Origin of the sequence: Hyphomonas sediminis, assembly GCF_019679475.1 — a bacterium.
Classification (GTDB): Bacteria; Pseudomonadota; Alphaproteobacteria; order Caulobacterales; family Hyphomonadaceae; genus Hyphomonas; species Hyphomonas sediminis.
The window spans coordinates 1,013,299-1,036,838 of record NZ_JAIEZP010000001.1; the positions used below are offsets into that span (position 1 = coordinate 1,013,299).

The 23,540-nt window shown below is 62.3% G+C and carries 25 protein-coding genes and 1 riboswitch; of the genes, 17 read left to right on the forward strand and 8 right to left on the reverse strand.

Features of this window, described 5'->3' with window-relative positions:
* The first annotated feature begins 166 nt into the window (after positions 1–166).
* A complete protein-coding gene (gene pspF / locus K1X12_RS05175) occupies positions 167–1,279 on the forward strand; it encodes a phage shock protein operon transcriptional activator (protein WP_220986562.1) in 1,113 nt (370 codons plus the stop codon).
* Positions 1,280–1,288: 9 nt separating this feature from the next.
* Here the strand turns inward: pspF and K1X12_RS05180 are convergent, their stop codons facing one another.
* Positions 1,289–1,489 (reverse strand): VOC family protein, encoded by a 201-nt coding sequence (locus K1X12_RS05180; RefSeq protein ID WP_220986563.1) that lies wholly within the window; start codon positions 1,487–1,489, stop codon positions 1,289–1,291.
* A 381-nt stretch (positions 1,490–1,870) separates the two neighbouring features.
* Here K1X12_RS05180 and hpf point away from each other — a divergent pair, with 381 nt between their 5' ends.
* Entirely contained in the window at positions 1,871–2,470 is a 600-nt protein-coding gene (hpf, locus tag K1X12_RS05185) for a ribosome hibernation-promoting factor, HPF/YfiA family (RefSeq protein WP_220986564.1), read from the forward strand.
* 26 nt (positions 2,471–2,496) lie between these two features.
* Positions 2,497–2,964 (forward strand): PTS sugar transporter subunit IIA, encoded by a 468-nt coding sequence (locus K1X12_RS05190; RefSeq protein ID WP_220986565.1) that lies wholly within the window; start codon positions 2,497–2,499, stop codon positions 2,962–2,964.
* 115 nt (positions 2,965–3,079) lie between these two features.
* On the opposite strand, the gene K1X12_RS05195 is transcribed toward K1X12_RS05190, so the two are convergent.
* The 5 genes from K1X12_RS05195 to K1X12_RS05215 all read right to left on the reverse strand — a co-directional run bounded on the left by K1X12_RS05195 (position 3,080) and on the right by K1X12_RS05215 (position 8,168).
* Entirely contained in the window at positions 3,080–5,257 is a 2,178-nt protein-coding gene (locus tag K1X12_RS05195) for a M3 family metallopeptidase (protein ID WP_220986566.1), read from the reverse strand.
* 128 nt (positions 5,258–5,385) lie between these two features.
* A complete protein-coding gene (locus K1X12_RS05200) occupies positions 5,386–6,324 on the reverse strand; it encodes an NAD(P)H-dependent flavin oxidoreductase (RefSeq protein WP_220986567.1) in 939 nt (312 codons plus the stop codon).
* A gap of 87 nt (positions 6,325–6,411) precedes the next feature.
* Positions 6,412–6,759, reverse strand: a complete 348-nt coding sequence (locus K1X12_RS05205) for a DUF3088 family protein (RefSeq protein ID WP_220986568.1) — start codon at positions 6,757–6,759, stop codon at positions 6,412–6,414.
* A 40-nt stretch (positions 6,760–6,799) separates the two neighbouring features.
* Entirely contained in the window at positions 6,800–7,237 is a 438-nt protein-coding gene (locus K1X12_RS05210; protein ID WP_220986569.1) for a CBS domain-containing protein, read from the reverse strand.
* A gap of 292 nt (positions 7,238–7,529) precedes the next feature.
* Positions 7,530–8,168 carry an exopolysaccharide biosynthesis protein gene (locus K1X12_RS05215; RefSeq protein ID WP_220986570.1) on the reverse strand — a complete coding sequence of 213 codons (639 nt, stop codon included), beginning with the start codon at positions 8,166–8,168 and terminating at the stop codon, positions 7,530–7,532.
* A gap of 132 nt (positions 8,169–8,300) precedes the next feature.
* Here K1X12_RS05215 and K1X12_RS05220 point away from each other — a divergent pair, with 132 nt between their 5' ends.
* From K1X12_RS05220 to K1X12_RS05265, 10 genes are all read left to right on the forward strand, one after another.
* A complete protein-coding gene (locus tag K1X12_RS05220) occupies positions 8,301–9,113 on the forward strand; it encodes an enoyl-CoA hydratase/isomerase family protein (protein WP_220986571.1) in 813 nt (270 codons plus the stop codon).
* A gap of 54 nt (positions 9,114–9,167) precedes the next feature.
* Positions 9,168–9,245, forward strand: a riboswitch (SAM riboswitch).
* Between the two features lie 81 nt (positions 9,246–9,326).
* Positions 9,327–10,244, forward strand: coding sequence for a homoserine O-succinyltransferase (locus K1X12_RS05225; RefSeq protein ID WP_220986572.1), 918 nt, complete (start codon positions 9,327–9,329; stop codon positions 10,242–10,244).
* Positions 10,245–10,258: 14 nt separating this feature from the next.
* On the forward strand, positions 10,259–11,419 hold the full coding sequence (locus K1X12_RS05230; protein WP_220986573.1) for an acyl-CoA dehydrogenase family protein: 1,161 nt from the start codon (positions 10,259–10,261) through the stop codon (positions 11,417–11,419).
* On the forward strand, positions 11,419–12,306 hold the full coding sequence (locus K1X12_RS05235) for a lysophospholipid acyltransferase family protein (protein WP_220986574.1): 888 nt from the start codon (positions 11,419–11,421) through the stop codon (positions 12,304–12,306). The genes K1X12_RS05230 and K1X12_RS05235 overlap by 1 nt, the downstream gene beginning before the upstream one ends.
* 16 nt (positions 12,307–12,322) lie before the next feature.
* Positions 12,323–13,426: a DUF3667 domain-containing protein gene (locus K1X12_RS05240; RefSeq protein ID WP_220986575.1), complete on the forward strand. Its 1,104-nt coding sequence runs from the start codon at positions 12,323–12,325 to the stop codon at positions 13,424–13,426.
* Entirely contained in the window at positions 13,423–13,770 is a 348-nt protein-coding gene (locus tag K1X12_RS05245) for an MmcQ/YjbR family DNA-binding protein (RefSeq protein WP_220986576.1), read from the forward strand. Before K1X12_RS05240 ends, K1X12_RS05245 begins: the two co-directional genes overlap by 4 nt.
* Positions 13,771–13,912: 142 nt before the next feature.
* On the forward strand, positions 13,913–15,589 hold the full coding sequence (locus K1X12_RS05250) for an amidohydrolase (RefSeq protein ID WP_225907879.1): 1,677 nt from the start codon (positions 13,913–13,915) through the stop codon (positions 15,587–15,589).
* The gene (locus K1X12_RS05255; protein ID WP_225907880.1) at positions 15,586–16,752 is read left to right on the forward strand and encodes an acyl-CoA dehydrogenase family protein; all 1,167 of its coding nucleotides are present in this window, start codon (positions 15,586–15,588) and stop codon (positions 16,750–16,752) included. Before K1X12_RS05250 ends, K1X12_RS05255 begins: the two co-directional genes overlap by 4 nt.
* A 73-nt stretch (positions 16,753–16,825) precedes the next feature.
* Entirely contained in the window at positions 16,826–17,803 is a 978-nt protein-coding gene (locus K1X12_RS05260) for a retropepsin-like aspartic protease (RefSeq protein WP_220986577.1), read from the forward strand.
* A gap of 68 nt (positions 17,804–17,871) precedes the next feature.
* A complete protein-coding gene (locus K1X12_RS05265) occupies positions 17,872–19,074 on the forward strand; it encodes an FAD-dependent oxidoreductase (protein WP_220986578.1) in 1,203 nt (400 codons plus the stop codon).
* Here the strand turns inward: K1X12_RS05265 and mutM are convergent.
* Positions 19,065–19,910, reverse strand: coding sequence for a bifunctional DNA-formamidopyrimidine glycosylase/DNA-(apurinic or apyrimidinic site) lyase (mutM, locus tag K1X12_RS05270; RefSeq protein ID WP_225907881.1), 846 nt, complete (start codon positions 19,908–19,910; stop codon positions 19,065–19,067). The two genes, K1X12_RS05265 and mutM, sit on opposite strands and share 10 nt — an antisense overlap.
* Positions 19,911–19,956: 46 nt before the next feature.
* Here mutM and K1X12_RS05275 point away from each other — a divergent pair, with 46 nt between their 5' ends.
* Positions 19,957–20,745, forward strand: coding sequence for a class I SAM-dependent methyltransferase (locus K1X12_RS05275; RefSeq protein WP_220986580.1), 789 nt, complete (start codon positions 19,957–19,959; stop codon positions 20,743–20,745).
* Between the two features lie 11 nt (positions 20,746–20,756).
* On the opposite strand, the gene K1X12_RS05280 is transcribed toward K1X12_RS05275, so the two are convergent.
* On the reverse strand, positions 20,757–20,933 hold the full coding sequence (locus tag K1X12_RS05280; RefSeq protein WP_220986581.1) for a hypothetical protein: 177 nt from the start codon (positions 20,931–20,933) through the stop codon (positions 20,757–20,759).
* Between the two features lie 113 nt (positions 20,934–21,046).
* Here K1X12_RS05280 and K1X12_RS05285 point away from each other — a divergent pair, with 113 nt between their 5' ends.
* From K1X12_RS05285 to K1X12_RS05295, 3 genes are all read left to right on the forward strand, one after another.
* On the forward strand, positions 21,047–22,540 hold the full coding sequence (locus K1X12_RS05285; RefSeq protein ID WP_225908057.1) for an AarF/UbiB family protein: 1,494 nt from the start codon (positions 21,047–21,049) through the stop codon (positions 22,538–22,540).
* A 56-nt stretch (positions 22,541–22,596) separates the two neighbouring features.
* Positions 22,597–23,040 carry a GFA family protein gene (locus tag K1X12_RS05290; RefSeq protein ID WP_220986582.1) on the forward strand — a complete coding sequence of 148 codons (444 nt, stop codon included), beginning with the start codon at positions 22,597–22,599 and terminating at the stop codon, positions 23,038–23,040.
* Positions 23,041–23,168: 128 nt separating this feature from the next.
* The gene (locus K1X12_RS05295; RefSeq protein ID WP_220986583.1) at positions 23,169–23,498 is read left to right on the forward strand and encodes a hypothetical protein; all 330 of its coding nucleotides are present in this window, start codon (positions 23,169–23,171) and stop codon (positions 23,496–23,498) included.
* The last annotated feature ends 42 nt before the right edge of the window (positions 23,499–23,540 follow it).

The following is a 23,540-nucleotide window of genomic DNA, read 5'->3' on the forward strand; positions in this document are numbered from 1 at the left end:
CTGATGGCAACTAGATTTCAAGACCCGTGCCAGTTCGAAATTAATTTCATACCACCTTGTAAAATAACAATAAAAAAGTTTTTCCAGGCGATTCGTTAAGGAGTTGCAGGCTAATACAGCCAAAAGATTGATGGATTTGGCCAATCAAATTGGCTAAAAATGCTTCATGGAACAGAGGGCAACTCAACTGATTGGGGAATCTGCGGCCTGGCTCAGCGCGCTGGAGCAGGCGAGCCGGCTCGCGCCGCTCGACCGTTCGGTGCTGGTGATCGGGGAGCGGGGGACGGGTAAGGAGCTGGTGGGCGAGCGGCTGCACTTCCTGTCAAAGCGGTGGGAAGGCCCGTTCGTGAAGGTCAATTGCGCGGCCCTCTCCGAAACCCTTCTGGATTCAGAATTGTTCGGCCATGAGCGCGGCGCCTTCACCGGGGCGACCGAGATGCGCCGGGGCCGGTTCGAGCTGGCCGACGGGGGCACGATCTTTCTCGACGAGATCGCAACCGCGTCCCAGCAGGTGCAGGAAAAGCTGCTGCGGGTCGTAGAATACGGGGAATTTCAAAGGGTTGGCGGCTCCAAAGTGCTGACCACCAATGTTCGCATCGTGGCGGCAACGAATGGCGATCTGCCGTCGATGGCGGACGCCGGGGCGTTCCGGTGGGACTTGCTGGACCGGCTGTCCTTCGATGTGATCACGCTGCCGCCGCTCCGCGCCCGGCATGGCGACAAGACCCTGCTGGCGCAGTTCTTTGCGCGGCGTATGGCCGTTGAAATGGCTCAGGATTTTCCCGGATTTGCGCCTTCGGCGCTGGAGGCGATCGAAGCCTATCACTGGCCGGGCAATGTCCGCGAGCTGCGCAATTTCGCCGAAAGGCTCGCCCATCGCGCGCTGCTGTCTGCGCCCTATGAACCGGTCCGGTTCGAGCCGGCGGCGCTTGATCCGTTCGCCTCTCCCTGGCGCCCGAAAAGTGGCCTGAAAGGGGGCGCAAAAAACTCCAACCATTCCTCCAACGAGCCGGGCAAAAACTCCAACGGCGCATCCATTCCGGTGGCCCTATCTGCGCCGCCGGAGCCGCCTGCGCTTGAGCCGGCCGACCGGCCCGCCGGCCCGGCCCGGACGTTCGAGGAAGCGATCCGGCTGACCGAGATGCAAATGATCGACGACGCGCTGGCGCGCGCCGCCGGCCATCAGGGCCGGGCGGCCGAAGCCCTTGGCCTCACCTACCACCAGCTCCGCGGCCTCCTCAAAAAGCATGGCTATTCGAAGAGGGCGGAGGAGGCGTAGGGCGACCGCCTAAAGGGCGAAGCTGGCGTGGCCTTCGGCATTGATCTGCCAGGCTGGGTTCCAGGTGCCCATCACATGCCCGTTCATCTGATAGAGGAGGATCTTCTCACTCTCGAAGGCCGGCTGCCGGCCAAAGCCTTCGGCATAAAAGCGGCGTGAACGGAAAATATCGGCAATGCCGAGTGTGATAACGGAAATCTGAAGTTGCATGGTGTGACCTTTCGCAGGCGCCGGCGCGGATTTGCGGCGGCGTGACAAGGTCGTGACAAGGTTACGGGACACAAGGATCACCAGAAGTGACGGTCAGGACCCGCGTTCGCGGGGGCCGGGCTAACCCGCCACAGCCTCTCCTTTTCTGACCCGGCAATGCTAATCAATCGCCCGGTCGCAATCAACCGAATTTGGCCCGCTTGCCGGGAACCGACTCCGCCCTTCCGGATTACTGCGTATGGCCGGGCGCGGGGCCATTAACACATTAGGTTTCAGACACATCGGACAACTTCGATCGGATTAGAGTCGCCACTGGAAGGTTCCTGAGGCATACTTATCTCAAAGAAGGGGTCCTAAAGGCTAACCGCAAAGGAGACGTCCATGCAGATTCAGATCACCGGCAAGCATATGGTACTGGGTGAGGCGCTGAGAGGGCGGATCGAGACGGGTCTCGAAGCCGCCGTATCGAAGTATTTCAGCCGCACGGGAGACGCGAACGTTTTTGTATCCCAGCAGGGTCCGTTCGTCGAAGTCGACTGTAATGTCCATTTGCCGTCCGGGATCATTCTCCAGTCGACTGGCAAGGCGGACGACCCCTATGCCGCGCTGGAGGCAAGTCTCGACAAGATGGAAAAACGGGTGCGCCGCTATAAGCGCCGCCTGAAGGACCATCATACCAATGGCCAGCCCGTCCTGCCGGCAGAGTTTGCCGCAGAAACCCTTATCCGGGCCACAGATGACGAGGAAGCAGACGATTCTGTTGATACGGGCGTGGAGGTCGGCGACGCTCCCCTTACGGTTGCCGAAACCCAGGTCCAGATCCGGACGATGTCCGTTTCCGAGGCGGTGATGCAGCTGGAATTGCAGGATGTTCCGGCACTGATGTTCAGAAACGCTAGCCATGATGGCCTGAATATGGTCTACCGCCGCCCCGATGGGCATATTGGCTGGGTTGACCCTGCCAATACCCCCCGGAATTAATGCGACGCGCTACGGAAAGTAGTTTGATGGCCACCGATTTGAGTGCTCTGCTGCAAGGTGGAGTCATTATCCCCTACCATGAGGCAACCAGCCGGAAGCAAGCCATTCATGTGCTTTGCGAGGCCCTCAGCGAGGCGACCCGGATTGGTGCGCGCACGATTGAGGATGCTGTCATGGAGCGGGAACGGCTCGGCTCAACCGGCGTCGGGGAGGGGGTTGCGATCCCGCATGCCCGCCTCGCCGGTCTGAGTGCGCCGGTTGGCGGCTTCCTGCGCCTGGCTCATGGCGTAGACTTCGAAGCCATCGATGACCGCCCCTGCGATCTCATCTTCATGCTGCTGGCGCCAGATGGCGCCGGGGCGGACCACCTGCGGGCCCTGGCCCAGGTCAGCCGTTTCTTCCGCCAGACCGCCGTGCGCGAAGGCCTGCGGAAGGCGCGCAATGAAGACGAAATTCGTGCGCTGATCTGCAAGGACCCGGTTGTCGGCGGCTAAGCCCCCGATACGGAGCTTCCGGATACAGAAAACCCCGCCTCGGCCGAGGCGGGGTTTTTTGTTTGGCCAAAGAGCCGACTGCCCTCTCCCGCATGGCGGAAGAGGGCGCGCCAGATCAGCCTTCTGCCGGCGAGGGCTCGGCGAAGCCGCGATTGCGCAGCAGTGGCTCAATGCCGGGGTCAGAACCGCGGAAGTTGCGGTAGAGCTCATCGGTCTCGCGCAGGCCGCCGGATTCGAAGACCCATTGTTTCAGCTTCGCAGCGACTTCCGGATTGAAGATGTCGCCGGTCTGCTTGAAGGCGTCGAAGCCGTCTGCATCGAGGATCTCCGCCCACAGATAGGCGTAGTAGCCGGCTGCATAGCCGCCCGCAAAGATGTGGGAGAAATAGGTCGAGCGATAACGCGGCTCGATGATCTCCGGAATGCCGTACTTTTCGAGGACGGATTTTTCGAAGGCGCGCGCATCGGTGATCTTCGCGGCTTCTTCAGAGGAGAGCATGTGCCAGTGCAGGTCGATCAGGGAGGCGGCGATGTATTCGGTCGTCTTGAAGCCCTGATTGAAGGTTGAGGCCTTGTTCATCTTGTCGACAAGATCCTGCGGCAGCGGCGCGCCGGTTTCGTAATGCTTGGCATACATTGCCAGCACCTGCGGCTCGGTTACCCAGTGTTCCATGATCTGCGAGGGCAGCTCAACATAGTCCGGGCCGCCATAGACGCCGGAGAAGCTGGCGTAGCGGATCTGCGTCAGCAGGCCGTGCAGACCGTGGCCGAACTCGTGGAAGAGGGTTTCCACTTCGGTCGGCGAGAGCAGGGCCGGCTGGCCGGCGGCCGGCGTGACCAGGTTCATGTTGTTGGTGATGATCGGGCGGATGCGCTCGCCATCAACATCGGACGCCGACTGATAGGTGCTCATCCAGGCGCCGCCGCGCTTCGTTTCGCGGGCGAAGTTGTCGATCATCAGAAGACCAAGATGCTCGCCGGTGGCGTTGTCGGTCACTTCATAGGATTTCACGACCGGGTTCCAGCCATCGACCGGAACTTCCTTGAAGGAGATGTTGAAGAGGCGGGAAGCCACTTCGAATGCACCTTCCGTGGACGCACCAAGTTCGAAATAGGGGCGCAGCTGGTTTTCATCGAAAGCGTAGCGGTCGGCACGGACTTTTTCAGAGTAGAACCACCAGTCATGTCCGAGGATCTCGTGACCGGCGATCTTTTCCATGTCTGCCTGCTCTTCAGCGGCGCGTTCCAGGGCAGGCTTAAGAACCTTTTCCAGGAATTCGACGGCAGCTTCCGGCGTGTGGGCCATGCGCTGCTCAAGCACATAATGCGCATGGCTCTTATAGCCCATCAGTTCGGCGCGCTTGGCCCGAAGCTGGGCGAGCTTGATGGCGAGCGGGCCGTTGTCATACTCGCCGGAAGAGGCAACCAGGCGGTAGCCGTCGAAGAGTTGCGAGCGCAGATCGCGGTCTTCCGCGCTGGACATGAAGCCTTCGAAGAAGGAGCGGCTGATGCCGACGCGCCATTTGTCTTCACCGTCCACCTTGATGGCGTTCTTGAAGTCGTCCGACAGGCCGCCGAGGCGGGCCGCATCGTTGATTTCCAGTTTGAAGGCGTTGGTGGCGTTGAGCAGGTTCTGTCCGTACTCGGTCGTCAGGCCGGAGATTTCAGCGTTGAGCTTGGCGACTTCCGCCTGAACATCCGGCGAGAGGTTTGCACCAGCACGGACGAAGTTGCGGTGGGTCAACTCCAGCAGGCGTGCGTCCTGCTCGTCGAGGCCGAGGCGGTCTTTCTGGTCGTAGACAGCCTGCACGCGGGCGAAGAGTTTCGGGTTGAAGGTGATCGCATCCTGCTCACGGGTGAGCATCGGATAGATTTCGCCTTCCAGGGCGTTCAGCGCGTCATTGGTGTCGGTATTGGTGATATTGCCGAACACGCGGACTGCCTTGTCGAGCGACTTGCCCGAAGCCTCCATCGCCAGGATGGTGTTCTCGAAGGTCGGCTCTTCAGGATTGTTGACGATGGCGTCGATCTCGGCGCGCATCTCGAGGATGCCCTTCTTGACCGCCGGCATGTAGTGCTCGTTCTTGATCTCGGCGAAGGGCGGAACGCCATACTCGCCGGTCCATTCGGCGCGGAAGGGGTTTCCTTCGAGCTCTGCATCGGAAACGGTGATTTCGGGCAGTTCGATCTGGCTGGTGACTTCCGATTCAGGCTTGGCCGCTTCCGGAGCGCCGCAGGCGGCTGTGGCGGCAAGAACAAGAGCGGCGGCGCCGCCCTTCAGGGCTTCGGTCATTTTCATCATGCTTCCTCTGGCAACGAAGATTGCAGAGGGTTTAGACAGCTGAGGCGGAGATTTCCAGAGAAACGGGCAGGAAGGGGCGATTTCGTGCGAGAATTGCCCCGAATGCCGGAAATTTCCGTTCAGCGGGGCAGGCGGGAGACCACCTGGTGGTATTCTGCAAGCGTTTCCTCGAAGACCTGGGCGACCGGTTTGACCTCCTTGATCCGCCCGGCGACCTGACCTGTAAGGGCGATGCCGGCCTCCAGGTCTCCCTTGAAGTAGACCGCCTGCGTGCCGGCGAATTCGCCGAAGATGTTGGGGCTGCCTTCTTTCTCGAGGCGCGTGGTGCGTTCGGTACGCAGGGCGCGCAGGGCCGGGCCGGGGCCTTGCCGGTTAAGGAACACGGTGTCGGTCGCGTCGGCGCCCACGATGGCGTCTTTCCAGTTCGGATGGACCGGGCTTTCGGCGGAAGAGAGAATGCGCGTGCCCATCAGCACGCCTTCAGCGCCGAGGGCGAAGGCGGCTGCCATGCTGCGTCCATCCGTGATGCCGCCGGCAGCGACGACGGGCACATCGACCGCTTCGCAGACCTGCGGGATCAGGACCATCGAGGCGACATCCTTGGCATTCTTGAAGCCGCCGCCTTCGCCGCCCTCCACGATCAACCCGTCGACACCTGCCTCAATGGCGCGCAGCGCGCCGGACAGGGAAGGGACCACATGGAAGACCGTTAGCCCGGCTTCTTTCAGGGTTGCGGTGTATTTCATCGGGTCGCCCGCCGAAGTGGTGACGAATTTGATGCCCTGATCGATGATGAAGGGGATGATATCCGGATCGCGCACGAAGGCCTGGGCGACGTTCACGCCGAAGGGCTTGTCCGTCAGGGTTTTCATTTTCCGGATTTCGTCTCGGATCGCGTCCAGCTCGCCCGAAGACGTTTCGATGATGCCCATGCCGCCGGCATTGGAAACAGCCGAAGAGAGCTGCGAGCGGGCGATCCAGCCCATGGCCGCCTGGATGATTGGCTTCTCGATGCCGAGCATTTCAGTGATGCGGGTCTTGATGGGCGGGGCGGGCATGGCGGTTTCCTCCGGTCGGTGTCTTGTTATCGCGGGAAAGATAGGGGCTGCTGACGCAGCGGGAGGCAAGGGCCGCTGCGCGTCCGGTCAGCTGCCGCGCGGATGGGCGGTGCCGTGGAGGGCGGCAAAGTGCCGGGCGATCAGGCGGGCGGAGGGCAGGTAGGCATGGCCGCCGGCTTCGGAATAGGGAATGCCGGGCGCGCGCGGGCTGGCGGCGGCCAGCACGAGGGTCGGCGCATTGTGATTGCCAGGGCCAAGTAGATCCACGATGGGCGCGCGCGGATGGTCGATGCCGACATATTCAATGTCGAGCGCCTCTTTCAATGCAGGATACCAGGCGAGCACGCCCCAGATCTCAGCGCATTCGGGGCAGAACTCCCGCCGCCCATTGGCTTCGAAACCGGGCGGCAGGATGAAAAGCGTGTCTCGGGTCATCGGCGGAAACTCCTCGTTTCCGCGAGCCCTAGCGGGTTTCCTAGCGTCTGGCGACGGCCATGTCCCGAAGGACGTGGATTTCCATCTCCTTGATTTCCTGCAGCTTGGCGAGGATGGCGCGCACGCCGACCACGGCGAGCGGTTTGCCGTTCTCATCCGTCACGATGACGTGGCGAATGCGGTGGTGGCCCATCATGCCGAGTGCGTTGGAGAGGCTTGTGTCTGGCGTGACGGTGACCACGGGGCGGGTCATCCAGTCTTCGGCGCGCGCTTTGCCAAGTGATCCGTGTCCAGCATTTATGGCGCGCACGATATCGTGATCCGTCAGGATACCGACGAGTTGGCCGGAGGGACCGGTGACGGCAACGGCGTTGGACGCGGCGCCGATAAGAAGATGAACGGCAGTGGTCAGCAGGTCGTCGGGTTTGCAGGAAAGCAGCGCGGTTTCACCGCTGCTCAACAGGGACTGGATGGACATAGGCAGAGTGCCTCCTTCAGGTGCAGGTTCGCATGGGCCGTGACTGGCCGCAGGCGTGGCTGGCGAAGGAGATGTGAGGATCGCAGTAAACGGCTTGGCCGCCCATATGGGCCCCGCGCCGACCTGTCCTGTGCGGTCCTGCGCGCCTTGGCTTTCACCTTGCGCGCTCACCATTTCTGGCGCTCATCTCCGCGGAGGGAGGCTGGCGTCCCGACGGCTGTGCCGGGGGATCTGCGCGGGCCTTTCCGCTACCCTCAAAGCTGCCACCAGTGGGACGTGCTGGCAAGGGGGATCAGCTGCCGAGGAGGCCGGAGACACCCTGGCCTGCCTGGACCATCAGCCAGACCAGAATGCCAAGATAGATCAGCGTAGCAACAATCAGCAGATAGGAAACGATGACGACGAGCCCGTCGCGCTGGGTCATGCCGATGGACATCAGAAGGATGGCAAAGGCGGGCAGCGTGTTGGAAAATGGGATCAGGCCGAACGGCGCCATCAGCAGGATCGCCGCGAAGATCAGGGCCGCGCCATTGATCCGCGAAGGGATGCCAGCCGCAGTCAGGCCCTTGAAGCGGGGACGTATGAACCGTTCGATCCGCCCGACAAGGCCGAGGCCGCGCGACAGGGTCTGTTTGATCTTTTCGGCATCAAGCTCCTTCCGCATCAGCCGCTTCGGCAACCAGGGGAGGCGGTTGGCCGTGATGCCAGCCGCGATCAGGATGATGGCGGGGCCGAAGATGGAGCTGAGCCCCGGAATCGAGATTGGCAGCAGGAACGGGATCGCCAGCATCGCGCACAGGAACAATAAACCCTGCTCACCAATCAGATCGAACAGATGGCGCAGCGTGATCTTCGGCGTGTCGATTTCCGCCAGCGTCTGCCGGAGGGTTTCGCTCAACGAGCCGGATGTGTCTTCAAAGTCTGTGATCACGAAAAAACTGAACGCCTGCGCGGTGACTTGGTTCCAACGCTCGGGGGTGTGGCGGGGCGCTGGGGCGGATTTATGGCCTTGCGGGGAAGGGGGCGGCAGATAGGGTGCAGGGCAAAGAATTCAGGAGGAAACATGAGCGCGGCCTATGACATTACCCAGGACAAATGGGAACGCTTCACATTCGAGCGGAAGGGCCGCGTGCTGACGGCGTATATCACGTCCGACCATCCGGTGAATGGCGTGGACGAGCAGATGCATACCGAGCTGGCACTGGTGTTCAATTGCCTGCAGCGGGACGCAGAAAGCGACCTTATCATTCTTTCGGCCAAGGGGCGCGCCTTTTGCGCGGGTGGGGATTTTGACTGGTTCGAGGAGCAGATTGCCCATCCCGAACGTTTCCGCGCCATCGGCTGGGACGCAAAGCAGATCGTCGTGACGCTGCTGCAGATGGAAAAGCCGATCCTCTGCCGGATGAATGGCGCTGCCGCCGGGCTCGGCGCGACGATTGCGCTGCTGTGCGATGTGATCATTGCCGACGAAACGGCAAAGATCGGCGACCCGCATGTGAAGGTGGGCCTGGTGGCCGGGGATGGCGGCGCGGTGATCTGGCCGCAGCTGATCGGCTTTGCCAAGGCGAAGGAACTGCTGATGACGGGCGACCTGCTGAGCGCGCCGGAAGCCAAGGCGCTCGGCCTGATCAATTATGCCGTGCCTGCCGCCGAACTCGACGCAAAGGTGGACGAAATCGCCGGCAAGATCATGGCCAACCCGAAATGGGCCGTGCGGTGGACGAAGACCGCCGCGAACATTCCGCTGCGCGCGCTGGCCGCGCAGATGATGGATGCCAGCATCGGCTGGGAAAGCGTTTCCAACTATCTGGGCGACCGGAAAGAAGCCGTGGCCGCCTTCAAGGAGCGCCGCCCGCCGAAGCTGACGGGGGAGTGAGACGCGCTTTGCCGAAAGGGCTGACCGTTTGACGCCGCCGCCAAGGCGTACTAAATCCCCCTCCGTGGTGATTTGGCCGGCCGGCTTGCAGCCACGTTAAACAAGTCGCTAAAGGGCCGAGAAGCAGGAACACCCCGCCCTTCGGGCCTGCCTTCCCCCCTTTTTCGGCATTGTTTATTGGACCTGAAGCGGGCCGAAGAGGACGTTTGAGCCATGCCGATCCGTATTCCAGATACGCTGCCCGCGCGCGAAACCCTGTTGAAAGAGGGCGTTGCGGTGATGCGCGAGTCTGACGCTGTGCGTCAGGACATCCGCCCGCTGCAGATCGGCCTTCTGAACCTGATGCCCAACAAGATCCGCACGGAAACGCAGATTGCGCGCCTTCTGGGCGCCTCGCCGCTGCAGATCGAGCTGACGCTGGTGCGCGTGGGCGGACACACGCCGAAGAATACTTCGCAGGAACACCTGATCAGCTTCTACCAGACCTGGGAAGAGCTCCGGGAGCGGAAGTTTGACGGCTTTATCGTGACTGGCGCGCCGGTCGAAACGCTGCCCTTTGAAGAGGTAACCTATTGGGAAGAGCTGGCGCAGATATTCGACTGGACGAAGACGCATGTCCATTCCCCGCTCTATATCTGCTGGGGCGCGATGGCGGCGGCCTGGCATTTCCATGGCCTGCCGAAATATGAGCTGGAGGCCAAGGCCTTCGGCGTGTTCCGGCACCGCAACCTTGATCCGGCCTCGCCTTATCTCTCCGGCTTTTCCGATGATTTCTCCATTCCCGTTTCCCGCTGGACCGAGGTGCGCCGCCCCGATGTGCTGGAGCGGCCTGCGCTCCGCCTGCTGATCGACAGCGATGCAACTGGCCCCTGCCTGCTGGAGCATAAGGAGAGCCGCAGCCTCTTCATGTTCAACCATGTTGAATATGATTCCTTCTCCCTGAAGGAAGAGTTTGACCGCGACCGCAGCCAGGGCAAACAGATCCAGGTGCCGTTCGGCTATTATCCCGAGGACGATCCGAACCGTCAGCCGCTTAACCGCTGGCGCAGCCATGCCCATCTGCTGTTTGGCAACTGGATCAACCAGACTTACCAATCCACCCCGTTCAGCCTTGACGAAATCGGCGGATAGAAGAGAACTGCGGCATGACCAGTTTTGCCGCAGAGCCCGATCACGTTACTGAAATCCGCCGACAGCTTTCCCGCTGGGTGGCGGAGAAGATGCCGCGCGAGAAGCGCCGGCAATGGGACCGGGAGGCGACCTGGGACCGCGCGCTGTTCCGCGAGATTGCGGAGATGGGCCTCATAGGCCTGACTATTCCGGAAGAATATGGTGGGCAGGGCGAGGATATTTACGCCGCCGCCGCTGTCATCGAAGAGCTGTGCCAGGGCGGGCCGTCGATGGCCGGACCTTTTATTCACGCGGCCTTTTATGGTGGGCTCAACATCTCCGAGAACGGATCGAAAGCGCAGAAGGAAGAGTTGCTACCAAAGCTCGCGCGCGGGGAGCTCTTCCTCGCCTATGGCCTGTCCGAGCCGAATGTGGGCGGGGATTTGCCGAGTGTTGAAACGCGCGTGGAACGCCAGGGCGGCGAGATTGTCATCAAGGGTGCCAAGCGCTGGTGCACGGGCGCAGATTGGGCGGACTATATCTACTGCCTCTGCCGATCGGGCGAGCCGGGCGCGCGTCATGGAAACCTCACTTTCGTCCTTGTGCCCACAAAGGCGGAAGGCGTCACCATGGCGCCGATCGAGCATGCCAATCTGCGCTACACCCATTCGATGGATGTGTTCCTCGATGATGTGCGCCTGCCGGAAAGCGCCATCGTCGGCGGGCCGGAGAAATGGAACAAGGGCTGGGAGGCGCTCGCCGGCCGCGCGCTGGACGTGGAGAAGATCGAGATTACGGCGGTCGCCTTCGGCCTTGCCCGCGCGGCACTGGAAGAGGCCTGGCGCTATGCCGGGGAGCGCGAGCAGTTTGGCAAGCGCATTGGCCAACATCAGGCGATTGCCCATAAGCTTGTGAACGCGCGCACCAAGCTCGCCGCCTGCCGCCACATGCTGTATCACGCCGCCTGGCTGGCGGGCACGGGCCAGCCCTGCTCAGCAGAGACGGCGATGGCAAAGCTATATGTGGCCGATACGGGCGTGGAGATCGGCCTTGCCTGCCAGCAGGTGATCGGCGCCTATGGCCTGTCGGATGCCTATGACATCGAGCGCAATCTGCGAGATCTTCTGGGCATGCCGATCGTGGGCGGATCATCCGACATGCAGAAGAACAACCTCGCGCGGATGTGGCGGCTCTGATGGACACTGTCGCCGCGCCGGAACTTTCCTATGCGGCGTATTTCCACGACCCGCTGAAGCGGGCGCTGGTGCGCGCGGTGGAGCGGGCGACAGGGCAGCCGAAACTGGCGCGCCTTTATGAGCGCTACCGCGCCGGGGAGCTGGGCGAGACGGGGTTTTTCGATGCGGCGATCCGGCTGCTGGATCTGACCGTGCTGTTTGATAGCGCGCGGCTGGCCGATCTGCCGGCAGAGGGGCCGCTGGTGATCGTGGCGAACCATCCTTTCGGCGTGCTCGATGGGCTCGTCATCAGCTGGCTGGTGGGCCAGCGGCGGCGTGACTTTCGGGTGCTGACGAATTCGGTGCTTGATGCGGTGCCTGAGGCGAGGCCGTTTCTTTTGCCGGTAGACTTTGCGGCCACGCGGGAGGCGGTGTCGGCCAACATTGCCATGCGCAAGGCGGCGCTGGCGCATGTGAAGGCGGGCGGCTGTGTGATCGTGTTTCCGGCGGGCGGGGTCTCCACCACGCCGGGGCCGTTCGATCCGCTGGCGGTGGATGACGACTGGAAACCGTTTGCGGCCAAGCTTATCACGCATGGCCGAGCGGCAGTGACCCCCATCTTCTTTGAGGGGCAGAACTCCCGCCTCTTCCAGATCGCTTCGCATCTGTCGCTGGAGCTGCGGCTGGCGCTGGTGTTCCGGGAGGTGCGGCGCCGGATGGGTAGGCCTTTAAGGGTCGGGATTGGTGAAACTTTGAGCCCGGCGATGCTGGAAGCGGCCGGAAAACGGCACGATCTGATGGCGTATCTGCGGGGGCGAACCTATGGGCTTGCGCCGGAGGGGCGCGCTTTGCGATACCACGAAGCGACGCGGCGTTTCATGGCGAGGAAGCCGAGAATATTCCGCTGACTCAATGGGAGGGACTATGAGCGATTCATTCGGAGATGCTGCGGGGGCCGCGATGGAGCATGCGGCAGCCGATGCGGCCGCCGGACTTGCCGGGCCGAAAGGTGGCAGCAGTCCCGATACCCATTGCCGAAATTGCGGGGCCGAACTGGCAGGCGAGTTTTGTCAGCATTGCGGGCAAAGCGCCAAAAGCATGCGGCGGCCTTTCTGGTCGCTGATCGGCGAGGGGGTGGAAACGCTGTTTTCGGTTGATGGCCGCATCGCGCGCACATTGCCCGCCCTGCTGATCCGTCCGGGGCGGATGACCAAGGCTTATCTTGATGGCCAGCGGGCGCGGTTCATTCCGCCCTTCCGCCTGTATGTTCTGGCGTCGCTGATTTTCTTCGTCGTGCTGCCGCTGGTGACCGGGCAGGGGTTCAATATCGTGCCGGATGGCGCGCAGAATTTCGGGGAAGCGCGCGCGGAAATCGAAAGAGCCTATGCTGCAGGCGAGATGACGGATGAAGAGTACCGTGGTGCGCTGGATGGCATCAATGAGGTCGAGGCACTCTGGCAGAGCGGGCCGGATGCCTTCATTCCCGATCCGCCCGCCAAGCCGGGCGAAGAGCCTGCCTCTCAGACGGGTGAAGGCGAATGGGTAGGCTTTATGCCGAAAGAAGCACTGGACTCAGTTCGCCAGGCTGGCAACGAGGGCGACGCTGAAGCCGCCCGCTTCGCAGAGGTGATGGACAATCCCGGACGCCTGGCTGAGAAAACCCAAGAATGGATTCCGCGCCTGATGTTCGTCATGCTGCCGGTCTACGCTTGTCTTCTGGCACTCGTGTATCTCTGGCGGCGTAGGTTCTTCTTCTTTGATCACTTCATCGTGTCGCTGCATTTCCATTCAGCGCTCTTCTTTGCGATGACGATCGGCGTGATCCTGTCCTTCCTCATCGGGGGAGGCTGGGTGACGCTGGCCCTGCTGGTTTATTCCAACTGGTATCTCTACCGGCTCAACCGTGTAGTTTACGAGCGGGGGGTATTTAGCTCGATCCTGCGGGTCATCACGCTCGACGGCATTTATTTCTGTATCCTGATTACGGCGCTTACGACGGCTGTGGTGCTTGGGGCGCTGTCGATATGATCAAGCCGGAAAAGCTGCGCATGGAAGCGCTGCGGTTGCCCCGCACGATTGAGCGACCGCACTTTGACTGGACGAGTTTTCGGGTGGACGCGCCGAAGGGAAAGATCTTTTGCACCCTGCCGCCGCATCATGAATTTTCGAACGTTTTCCTCACCGTCGATGAGCAGCAGATGCTGTGCGAAGCAGAGCCTGAGATATTCTTCCCTGTTCCCAACAAATGGGGAGAGAAGGGTGCCACATCGATCCGCCTGGTGAAATGTGATCTGACAACACTGCGCTCTGCGCTTACCCTTTCCTGGCATCATGCGGCGCCGGAAAAGCTGCGTGTGCTACTCGAACAATAGGCCACTCGATTTGTAAGGCTTGCCAGAGACCGTCGGTTTGGCCGATGGTTCCCCAAAACAAGTAATAATATGGGGAAGGAAGTCTGTGTCAGTTTCAGCAGTGAACAGGATTCGGGTTGCAGCCGCCGCGTTCGGCATCAGCTTGACCGCATCATGCAGCGGGCCAACTTCGCCGCAGCCAGATGGCACCGGCACGCTGGTTCTGGTTGACGCCGACATCGTCACAATGGACGACGCGATCCCAGCGGCCGAAGCGGTTGCCATTCGCGACGGACGTATTCTGGCGGTTGGGCCGCGTGAGGAAGTGCTCCTGCAGGCAGGCAAGGGCGCAGAACTGCGCAGCCTTGGAGGCGCGGCCCTGCTGCCTGGTTTCATCGATACACATGGCCACTTTGCCATGATGGCGCAGGCTGCGGCGATGGCCAATCTTCAGCCGCCGCCAGCAGGCCCTGTGCGCGATATGACGGAGCTGCAGCAGGTGTTGCGCGACTGGGCCGACGCCCATCCCGAAGCCCCCTGGATCACAGGGTGGGGATATGACGATTCTCTGCTTGCGGAGCAACGCCATCCCGTTCGCGGTGACCTTGACGCGGTGTCTTCGGAAAAGCCGATCCTGCTGATGCACACCTCTGCGCATCTTGCCTCCTGCAACACACCCTGCCTTGCCGCACTGGGAATTACCCCGGAGACTCAAGACCCGCCCGGCGGCGTGATCCGGCGCGAAGCGGATGGGAAAACGCCGAGCGGTGTTCTGGAAGAGGCGGCGCTTTACTTCGTGTTCCAGAAGATGCCACAGCCTGTCGAGAGCCAACGCCTGTCGGGCATTGCTGAGGTACAGAAACTCTACGCGTCTTACGGAATCACCACGGTGCAGGAAGGCGCGGCGCGACCCCAGCAGATAGAAGACTTACGTAAAGTGGCCGCCGCCGGCGACCTTTATCTCGATGTCGTCGCCTACCAGCATTTTTCGAACGGCGCTTCGATTGGCGAGGATTTTACGACGTCGAAAAGCTATGACGGTCATTTCCGGGTTGGTGGGATCAAGCTGGTGCTGGACGGGTCGCCGCAAGGAAAAACAGCCTGGTTTACCCGTCCCTATGTCGTGCCGCCGCCTGGGCAGGGGAGCGATTATTCCGGATATGCCATTTATTCCGACGAGAGCGTGGCGTCGCTGATTGACCAGGCATTCGCGCGGGGGATCCAGGTGATCGCGCATGCCAATGGCGACCGCGCTATTGACCAGTTTCTGGACATCGCAGTGCCGGCGATTGCCGATTATGCGGAGGTAGATCTGCGGCCGGTTATTATTCATGCCCAGACCGCGAGGCAGGACCAGTTGGAGGAAGTGGCGGCAGCCCGTATAATTCCTTCCTTCTTTGCCGCTCATCCCTTCTTCTGGGGCGATTGGCACCGGGATTCGGTGATGGGGCCTGACCGGGCATCCTTCATCAGCCCTATGGCGGCTGCGGCCGATCTTGGAATTCCGTATACGATCCATAATGATGCGCCCGTTGTGCCGCCGGACATGATCCGACTGCTCTGGGTGGCGGAAAACCGGGAGACCCGTTCTGGCGCCGTGCTGGGGCCTGATCAGCGCGCAACCCCGCGCGACGCGCTCAAGGCGATTACCGCGAATGCGGCCTATCAATATTTTGAAGAGGGACAGAAAGGATCGATCTCGCCCGGCAAGCTTGCCGATCTTGTGATCCTGTCGGCCAATCCGCTGAGCGTGGACCCTGCTTCACTGAGAGACGTCCGGGTCGTCGAAACCTTCAAGGACGGGATCAGTATTTACCGCGCTGGCGAGGGGGGCGAATGATCATGCCGCGAGAGGTGGTCCCGATGGAGAGACTGGTGCCCCTTCTGCCGGAGCTCGCCGCCCGGGCCGCGGAGATGGAGGTGGCGCGGCGACTGCCGGCGGATCTGGCGGCCAAGCTGGCGGCAACCGGCGTCTTCCGGATGGTGACACCCAGATCCCTGGGGGGGCTTGAATGCTCCCCGCGAGAGATTGTCGAGGTGACTGAAGCGGCCTCGGCCGCCAATGCAAGCGCGGGTTGGTGCGTGATGATCGCTGCAACGACGGCGCTCAATGCGGCCTATATGTCCGCGGAAAACGCGCGCGACGTATATGCCGATCCAATGACGATCACCGGCGGCGTGTTTGCCCCGATGGGGCGCGCTGTGGTCGAGGGGGATCACTACCGCGTCTCAGGCCGTTGGCAGTGGGGGTCGGGTTCGGCCAACTGCACCTGGCTGTGCGGCGGATGCACGATCTGGGAAAATGGCGAGATGAAGCGCCTGCCTTCCGGCGCGCCCGACGCCCGGATGATGGTGTTCCCGGCAAGCGAGGCGATCTTGCATGACACCTGGCATGTGATGGGCCTGAAGGGGACGGGCTCCGGCGATATCGAGGTGAAGGACATTCTGGTCCCCAAAGGCCGGTCGGTTTCCCTCGTGGCGGACATACCACGGGAAAGCGGGGCGCTTTACAAATTTCCGGCGTTTGGCTTGCTTGCGCTCGGCGTCTCCGCTGTCGCCATGGGGAACGCGCGTGGCAGCCTTGAAGCATTTGCGGACCTGGCGGGCGCCAAGAAAAGCCAGGGTTCAGCCAAAACGCTCAGTGAGCGGCATATCATTCAGGCGGAGTATGCCCGCTGTATGGCGGATTGGCGCGCGGCCCGGGCTTATCTTTTCGCCGAGATTGACCGTGTCTGGCAGATTGCCCTTAGCGACGGCGAAATACCGATAGAGGCGCGGGCGGACCTGCGCCTCGCCTGCACGCACATGACGAGGACAGGCGCGGATATTTGCCGGACGCTCTACGATCTGGGCGGCGGCGCTGCCTTGTTTGAGGCGAGCGACCTGCAGCGCCGGTTTCGCGATGCCCACGCCATCACCCAGCATATCGTCACTGCGCCTGCAACGCTGGAGCTGACGGGCCGCGTCCTGCTGGGCCTGCCAACGGACGGCGGTATGGTGTGACGCTTCTGGCGAAAGGCGCCGGAATGTGGCATGCTCGCCGTCAAGTGCCGGGAAGATACGGGAGGATCTGCCGATGCACAGTAAGCGTATAAATCAAAAGCGATGGCTTCCGGCTGTCGGGCGACTGGTCTGCATTCTGATCGTCTTCTGTGGCTTGCCGACATTTGTCTTCGCATCTGTCGGTCAGAACCCGATTCCGCTGCAACGCAGCGAGGCAGGCTATTTTACGGCGCGAGTCAGCGTGAATGATGCTCCGGCAATTGACGCAATCATCGATACTGCAGCTACGGCGGCAATGATCCATCAATCCGTCGCTGACGAGGCGGGCATCGGGACGCCGGTCGCGACTGCAGGGCTGGTGCCGGTATTCGGCCTGCTCGGAGAGCGGGAGTTTCCGTTGATCGAAATTGGCCATGTCAGTGTCGGCACCGTCCGGCTGAACAAGCTGGCCGCGGCCTACAATGATCGGGAGCAGATGCCGGGCGCGCCGCTCGTCATTCCGGCGGCAGCTTTCGGCAGTGATGTGCTGGATTTTGATTTTCCCAGCGCGCGCTTCTCAGCCTATGATGGGCGCCCCGAGGGTGACCATGGAAATTCCGGGCGCGGAAACCTGATCGTTGAGAATGGCCTGTTCTTTACTGAGGTGCGGGTGAATGGCGTCCGGGGAAGGGCGCTGATCGACACCGGGTCGCCATTCACCTTCATCAATTCCGAAATGGCAAAGGCGTCCGGGGCAAAGCCTGAAGATGAGCTGACCCAGCAATTGATTGGCGCCACTGGTGGCCGGCTGGAAGTGTCGATATCTTCGGTAAAGCGGCTCTCCGTAGCAAAGTTCAGCGTCAGCAAATTGAACATGATTGTTGTCGATCCGCCCCTGTTCGAGGATCTCGGTCTTGCAGGCGAGCCCGCAATGCTGATTGGGTTGGACCTTCTGTCGATGTTCCGTGTGCAGATTGATATTCGGCGCAGATATATCATCCTGACGCCAGAGTCGAGCCGCCGCAATGTCGGGATCAATCTCAACGCGCGCGACACCCGCATTCCGCAATGATGTCGCAGGCCTTGCGTTTGGCGCCCGCATTCTGAATGGTTCTGTAACTGGCGGCGCGGGGGCACCACATGGCGCAGAACTATCATATCGGCATAGCCGGGGCCGGGATTGGCGGGCTGGCGGCAGCCATCCTGCTGGCGCGCGCCGGGCACAGGGTCACCCTGTTTGACCAGTTTGACGTGGCCGGGCCCGTCGGCTCTGGCCTGATGCTGCAGGAAACGGGGCTTGCCGTGCTCGGCACCCTTGGCCTGAGGGAGGATGTTGAAGCGCTCGGCTCACCCATTGCGCGCCTGTGGGGCATTTCAGTGGACACGGGCCGGTCGGTGCTGGACGTGCGCTATGCGGCGCTGCGGGCGAGCCTCTCCGGCCTTGGCATTCAGCGCTCGGTGCTGTTCGGCGTGCTCTACGCCGCCGCCAATGCGTCCGGCGCGCGGCTTGTGACGGGCACGCGAATTACGACGGCCAATCCTGAAAGCGGTATGCTGGTTGATGCTGCGGGCGGTGCGCATGGGCCATACGGCCTCGTGGTCGACGCGCTTGGCGTGCGCTCGCCGCTCTCCTCGGCGCCGCGAAAAGAGCTGGCCTATGGCGCACTGTGGGCCACGCTGCCCTGGCCGGAGGAAAGCAACTTTGACCGATTGGCGCTGGAGCAGCGCTATGAGGCGGCCCGGAAGATGGCCGGTGTCATGCCGTCTGGAAGGCTGGCGCCCGACGCGCCGGAAAGCCTCACCTATTTCTGGTCCATCCGGGCAGATCAGTATGAGGGCTTCCGCGCCGCGCCGCTCAATCACTGGAAAGATGCGGCCCGCCGCCTCTGGCCGGAGACGCAGCTGCTGCTCGATCAGATTACGGATCAAGACCAGCTCACCTTCGCCCGTTATCGCCACCGCACGCATTGGCCGGTCACCGAGGGCCGCCTTGTCCATATGGGCGACGCCTGGCACGCCGCCAGCCCCCAGCTTGGCCAGGGGGCCAATATGGCTCTGCTGGATGCCTACGGTTTGCTCATTGCGCTGACGGGCGCAGAGGATGTCAGCGCGGCGCTCGCCCGTTTCCGGCGCCTGCGGGCGCGGCATATCCGGCTCTACCAGCTGATGACCTGGGCCTTCACGCCGGTTTACCAGTCGGACGACGCCGTCATGCCCTGGCTGCGCGACCGGCTCGCGGCGCCATTGCTCCGTCTCTGGCCCGCGCCGCCGCTCCTGGCTGGGCTGGTCGCTGGCGGCTTCGGCGCGCCGCTTAATTCGCTGGGGCTGAAACCCTATCGCTGACAGCTCGGGCAATAGAATGTGGAGCGTCCGGACTGGACGATCCTTCGGATTTCCGTGCCGCAGCGTTTGCAGGGCGCGCCCTCGCGGTCGTAAACGTCAAAACGGTGCTGGAAATAGCCGAGCGCGCCATCGGTCGCCGCAAAGTCGGAAATTGACGAGCCGCCCGCCTCGATTGCCTCGGCAATCACGCTGTTGATCGCGGGCGCCAGCCGCGCCGCCCGCTGGCCGGGAATCGATTTCGACAGCCGCTTAGGCGAAATCCCCGCCCGGAACAGCGCCTCGCAGACATAGATATTGCCCAGCCCCGCAATCACTTTCTGGTCCAGCAATGCTGCCTTGATCGGAGCGGCCTTTCCGGCGAGTGCTTCATCGAGATAAGCAGGGGAGAAGCGGTTCGAGAGGGGCTCGGGCCCCATCGCCGTTAACCTTGGATAAGCCATGAATTCTGCGGTTGGCCAGAGTTCCATAAAGCCGAACCGGCGGGGATCGTTATAAGTCACCGTCTCGCCGCCCTCCATGTGGAAGATGACATGGTCATGCGCGGCAAGGCCGGCGGGGGCGTAATGGAACTCTCCCGGCATCTGGCCGGAAATGGTGAACCGCCCCGTCATGCCCAGGTGCATCACCAGCACTTCGCCGGTGGAAAGGTAGGCCGCCAAGAATTTCGCCTGCCGCGCGAGCCGCTCGATCCGCGCGCCGGACAGCCGCTCTACGAACCGGTCGGGCAGGGGAAATCGCAGGTCTGCCCGCCGCTGTTCGGCACGCAGGATCACCCGGCCCTCCATCACGGGGGCCAGTCCGCGGCGAACTGTCTCGACTTCAGGTAATTCAGGCATCGTTATCGCATATACGCTAAGGCAAACGCGGTTAAGATAGGCGCCCATGACAGATCAGGACAGCAAAGAACGCATCGTCTCCTTCGGCTTCGAAGATGTGACGGAATCCGAGAAGGTTGCCCGGGTGAAGGGGGTCTTCCGCTCGGTTGCGTCCCGCTATGACGTGATGAATGACCTGATGAGCGCGGGCGTGCACCGCCTCTGGAAGCATGACGCAATGAACCGGCTGAACCCGCAGCCCGGCGAGCGGCATCTCGATGTAGCCGGGGGCACGGGCGAGCTTGCGCGCGCCTTCCTCGATCTTGCCGACAAGGCAGGCCGCCGCCGCGGCGATCCGCGCGAAGCCACCGCCATCGTGTCGGATATCAACGACGCCATGCTCGAAGCGGGCAAGGCGCGCTCTGACAATGCCAAATGGGGCGACCGCCTCAACTGGGTGTGCGCCGATGGGCAGAACCTGCCCTGGGCCGACAAGACCTTTGACGCGGTGACCGTTTCTTTCGGCATCCGGAACTTTGCAGACCGCGTGGCGGGCCTGCGGGAATTCCGCCGCGTGCTGAAGACTGGCGGGCGCCTGGCCGTGCTCGAATTCAGCCACATGACAGTGCCCGCATTGCAGCAGGCATATGACGCCTACAGCTTCTCGGTCATTCCGCGCATGGGCGAACTCGTCGCCGGGGACCGCGAAAGCTATCAGTATCTGATCGAATCCATCCGCAAATTCCCCGATCAACAAACCTTCCGGTCAGAGATCGAGGGCGCTGGCTTCAGCCAGGTGTCTGTCACGAACTATTCGGGCGGCATTGCGGCCCTGCACTTTGGCTGGGCCGTCTGATGCTGCCGGGGTCAGTCGCCATCAATCTTGATGCCGTCATCGCTGACGGAAATCTCAAGGCTGGCCTTGTCTTTGGCGCCGCCACCCTCGGTGAAGTAATAGATGCCGAACGCAGCCGCGCCCGCAACGATGGCGCCGATAATGAAGTAAAGCAGTCCGTTGCCGGAAGAACCGGTCGAGTTGGCCATAACAGCCTCCCTGAAAGTGTTTCTGTGCGGTATCAACGCGCCAGCATCGTTTCTGGTTCCGCAGGCCGGGTGGGCGCGCCGTGCTGAAAGCGTTTTCCGACTATCGCCGCCTGATGCGCGCGGGCACCGCGCTTGCCCGTCACGACGTGATCCTGCCGGGGGAATACCAATCGCGCCTGCCATTGCCGGCCCGCATTGCGGGCGGCTTTCTCCGGGTGTTCGGCGGCGGCGCCAAGGGCCGCCCTGGCGAACGTCTGGCCCACGCGCTGGAACGGCTTGGCCCCGCCTACATCAAGCTTGGCCAGTTCCTGGCAACGCGCCCGGACGTGTTCGGCTCGGAAGTCGCCGGCGACCTCTCCCGCCTCAAGGACAAGCTGCCGCCTTTTTCAATGAAGCAGGCCCGCGCCGCGCTCGTTGCCGAGTTTGGTCCGGCTGAAGCAGCCCGGCTCTTCCCGGACCTGGCGGAGCCTGTGGCGGCCGCGTCCCTTGCGCAGGTGCACCGGATGAAGCTGGCGGACGGCGACCGCGCGGTGAAGATCCTGCGGCCCGGCATCGAGCGCCAGCTGGAGCTTGAGCTGTCTGCCATGCGCCGCGCCGCGCGCACGATCGAGGGCGTCTCTTCCGAAAGCCGCCGCCTCAAGCCGGTCGCGTTCACCGAAACGATCGCCAGCGCCATGCTGCGGGAGACCGACCTTCGCCTTGAAGCGGGCGGGGCGGACGAGATGCGTGAGATCTACGCAAAAACCGGTTTCTTCCGTGTGCCGAAGGTGGACTGGGAGCGGACCGGCAAGCGCGTACTCACCGCCGAATGGATCGAGGGCACGCCGCTGACCACCGCCGGCGTTCTGGACCAGCCGGGCCTCGACCGGAAAAAGCTCGCCAATGACATCACGCAAGGCTTCCTCGCCAGCGCGATCAATTACGGCGTTTTCCATGCCGACATGCACGAAGGCAACGCCATCCTCACGCCGGATGGCCAGATCGCCCTGGTCGATTTCGGCATCATCGGGCGGATCGGCATTGTCGAGCGTCGCTTCCTCGCTGAAATCCTCTGGGGTTTCCTGAAGCGCGATTATCACCGTATTGCCGAGGTGCATTTCGAAGCGGGCTATGTGCCCCCGCACCAGTCTGTCGGGGATTTTGCCCAGGCGCTGCGCTCGATCGGTGAGCCGCTGTTTGGCCGGCCCGCTGAGGAAGTTTCGATGGGCCGCGTCCTGCTGCAGCTATTCGACTACACGCACACCTTCGGCATGGCCCTGCGGCCAGAGCTGGTGTTGCTGCAGAAAACCATGGTGCAGGTCGAGGGCGTCGCGCGTGCTATCGACCCCAGCCACAATATCTGGAACGCGTCCGAGCCGGTAATCGGGGACTGGATGCGCCGGAATTTCGGCCCCGAAGGCGCCGCGCGCCTTGTCGCCGAGAATGTCCGTGAAGTGACAAACCGCCTGAAGCGCCTGCCCGAGGTTATGGACCGGTTCGAGAAAAGCCTCGATGCGGAGCCCGCGCCGCCGCCTGCAAAAGAGCGTTTTGCGCCCTGGTGGGGCTGGTTCGGGCTGGTCGTAGCCCTCGCCGGTATCGCCGCCTGGGTTGTTCTGGAAGTCAACTGACCCTCTTGCCGGTGTTCTTGGCCAACGGCATGTTGCGCGCAACACCGGAGGATCAGATGTCACATTCAGGCGGCTGTCAGTGCGGAAAATATCGCTATGAAATGGATGTGCTGAAAAGCGGCCATGTCTGCCACTGCCGCATGTGTCAGCGGGCGACCGGCGGCCTCTTCGCGGCGCTGGTCGGCGCCCCGAAGGACCAGTTCCGCTGGGTTGGCGAGGCGCCGCCCGTGTTCTGGAGTTCCAATCTGGCGGCCCGCGCCTTCTGTCCCGATTGCGGCACACCGCTCGGCTTTCTCTATGATTGGGAAGGGGCAGCGCAATACGTCACCATCGGCAGCCTCGATCATCCCGAAGAGGTTGTTCTGGAAACCCAATTCGGCGTTGAGTCGAAGCTTCCATTCGTGGAGTTCTGCGAAAACCTTCCCAAGAAAGCCACCGGGGAAGGGCAATCGGCAGAAGGCCTGGCCTTCCTCGCGCAACTGAAACCAAGACAGGCCTGAGATCAGGCGAATTTCTCGCGGGTGTGGCGCGTCCTTCCCTGTGAGGTTCCCGTCAGGGGCGTAAGCGCTTCGCAGCCTTAAGACTTCGGTTACCTTTCAGGCTCCGCCGCCAGAAGGGAGCCGGACCGATGAAATACGCCGCTATTCTTGCTGTTGGCCTTTTCCTGGCCACGCCTGCGCAGGCAGAAACGCTCGCCGGGGGTAATTGCGACAGCCCCGTCCTCTTGAGTTCGGGCGCCAGTTCCCGCGATACCCTGATCGTCATCCAGGGAAGCTGCGCGTCATCGGAACGCCGAAGCCAGGTGATCCACACTTTCGGCGATGATGGCTCGGCCTCGACCACGGTCGTCATCCGGCGCACCGGTAAGGCCAGTTCGCCTGCCCGCGTGATCAAGGTGGAAAACCGTGATGGCTTCAGCAAAGGCACGGCAGCCAAACTGATCCGCGTCGGCGAATGATCCGTCCAAACCTTGCCGGAAGGTTGAGGTCATCCTCGCATT

Bases quoted from the DNA above. Each gene is read 5' to 3' on its own strand.
- pspF (WP_220986562.1), top strand. From the start codon at position 167: ATGGAACAGAGGGCAACTCAACTGATTGGGGAATCTGCGGCCTGGCTC.
- K1X12_RS05180 (WP_220986563.1), bottom strand. From the start codon at position 1,489: ATGCAACTTCAGATTTCCGTTATCACACTCGGCATTGCCGATATTTTC.
- hpf (WP_220986564.1), top strand. From the start codon at position 1,871: ATGCAGATTCAGATCACCGGCAAGCATATGGTACTGGGTGAGGCGCTG.
- K1X12_RS05190 (WP_220986565.1), top strand. From the start codon at position 2,497: ATGGCCACCGATTTGAGTGCTCTGCTGCAAGGTGGAGTCATTATCCCC.
- K1X12_RS05195 (WP_220986566.1), bottom strand. From the start codon at position 5,257: ATGACCGAAGCCCTGAAGGGCGGCGCCGCCGCTCTTGTTCTTGCCGCC.
- K1X12_RS05200 (WP_220986567.1), bottom strand. From the start codon at position 6,324: ATGCCCGCCCCGCCCATCAAGACCCGCATCACTGAAATGCTCGGCATC.
- K1X12_RS05205 (WP_220986568.1), bottom strand. From the start codon at position 6,759: ATGACCCGAGACACGCTTTTCATCCTGCCGCCCGGTTTCGAAGCCAAT.
- K1X12_RS05210 (WP_220986569.1), bottom strand. From the start codon at position 7,237: ATGTCCATCCAGTCCCTGTTGAGCAGCGGTGAAACCGCGCTGCTTTCC.
- K1X12_RS05220 (WP_220986571.1), top strand. From the start codon at position 8,301: ATGAGCGCGGCCTATGACATTACCCAGGACAAATGGGAACGCTTCACA.
- K1X12_RS05225 (WP_220986572.1), top strand. From the start codon at position 9,327: ATGCCGATCCGTATTCCAGATACGCTGCCCGCGCGCGAAACCCTGTTG.
- K1X12_RS05230 (WP_220986573.1), top strand. From the start codon at position 10,259: ATGACCAGTTTTGCCGCAGAGCCCGATCACGTTACTGAAATCCGCCGA.
- K1X12_RS05235 (WP_220986574.1), top strand. From the start codon at position 11,419: ATGGACACTGTCGCCGCGCCGGAACTTTCCTATGCGGCGTATTTCCAC.
- K1X12_RS05240 (WP_220986575.1), top strand. From the start codon at position 12,323: ATGAGCGATTCATTCGGAGATGCTGCGGGGGCCGCGATGGAGCATGCG.
- K1X12_RS05245 (WP_220986576.1), top strand. From the start codon at position 13,423: ATGATCAAGCCGGAAAAGCTGCGCATGGAAGCGCTGCGGTTGCCCCGC.
- K1X12_RS05255 (WP_225907880.1), top strand. From the start codon at position 15,586: ATGATCATGCCGCGAGAGGTGGTCCCGATGGAGAGACTGGTGCCCCTT.
- K1X12_RS05260 (WP_220986577.1), top strand. From the start codon at position 16,826: ATGCACAGTAAGCGTATAAATCAAAAGCGATGGCTTCCGGCTGTCGGG.
- K1X12_RS05265 (WP_220986578.1), top strand. From the start codon at position 17,872: ATGGCGCAGAACTATCATATCGGCATAGCCGGGGCCGGGATTGGCGGG.
- mutM (WP_225907881.1), bottom strand. From the start codon at position 19,910: ATGCCTGAATTACCTGAAGTCGAGACAGTTCGCCGCGGACTGGCCCCC.
- K1X12_RS05275 (WP_220986580.1), top strand. From the start codon at position 19,957: ATGACAGATCAGGACAGCAAAGAACGCATCGTCTCCTTCGGCTTCGAA.
- K1X12_RS05280 (WP_220986581.1), bottom strand. From the start codon at position 20,933: ATGGCCAACTCGACCGGTTCTTCCGGCAACGGACTGCTTTACTTCATT.
- K1X12_RS05285 (WP_225908057.1), top strand. From the start codon at position 21,047: ATGCGCGCGGGCACCGCGCTTGCCCGTCACGACGTGATCCTGCCGGGG.
- K1X12_RS05290 (WP_220986582.1), top strand. From the start codon at position 22,597: ATGTCACATTCAGGCGGCTGTCAGTGCGGAAAATATCGCTATGAAATG.
- K1X12_RS05295 (WP_220986583.1), top strand. From the start codon at position 23,169: ATGAAATACGCCGCTATTCTTGCTGTTGGCCTTTTCCTGGCCACGCCT.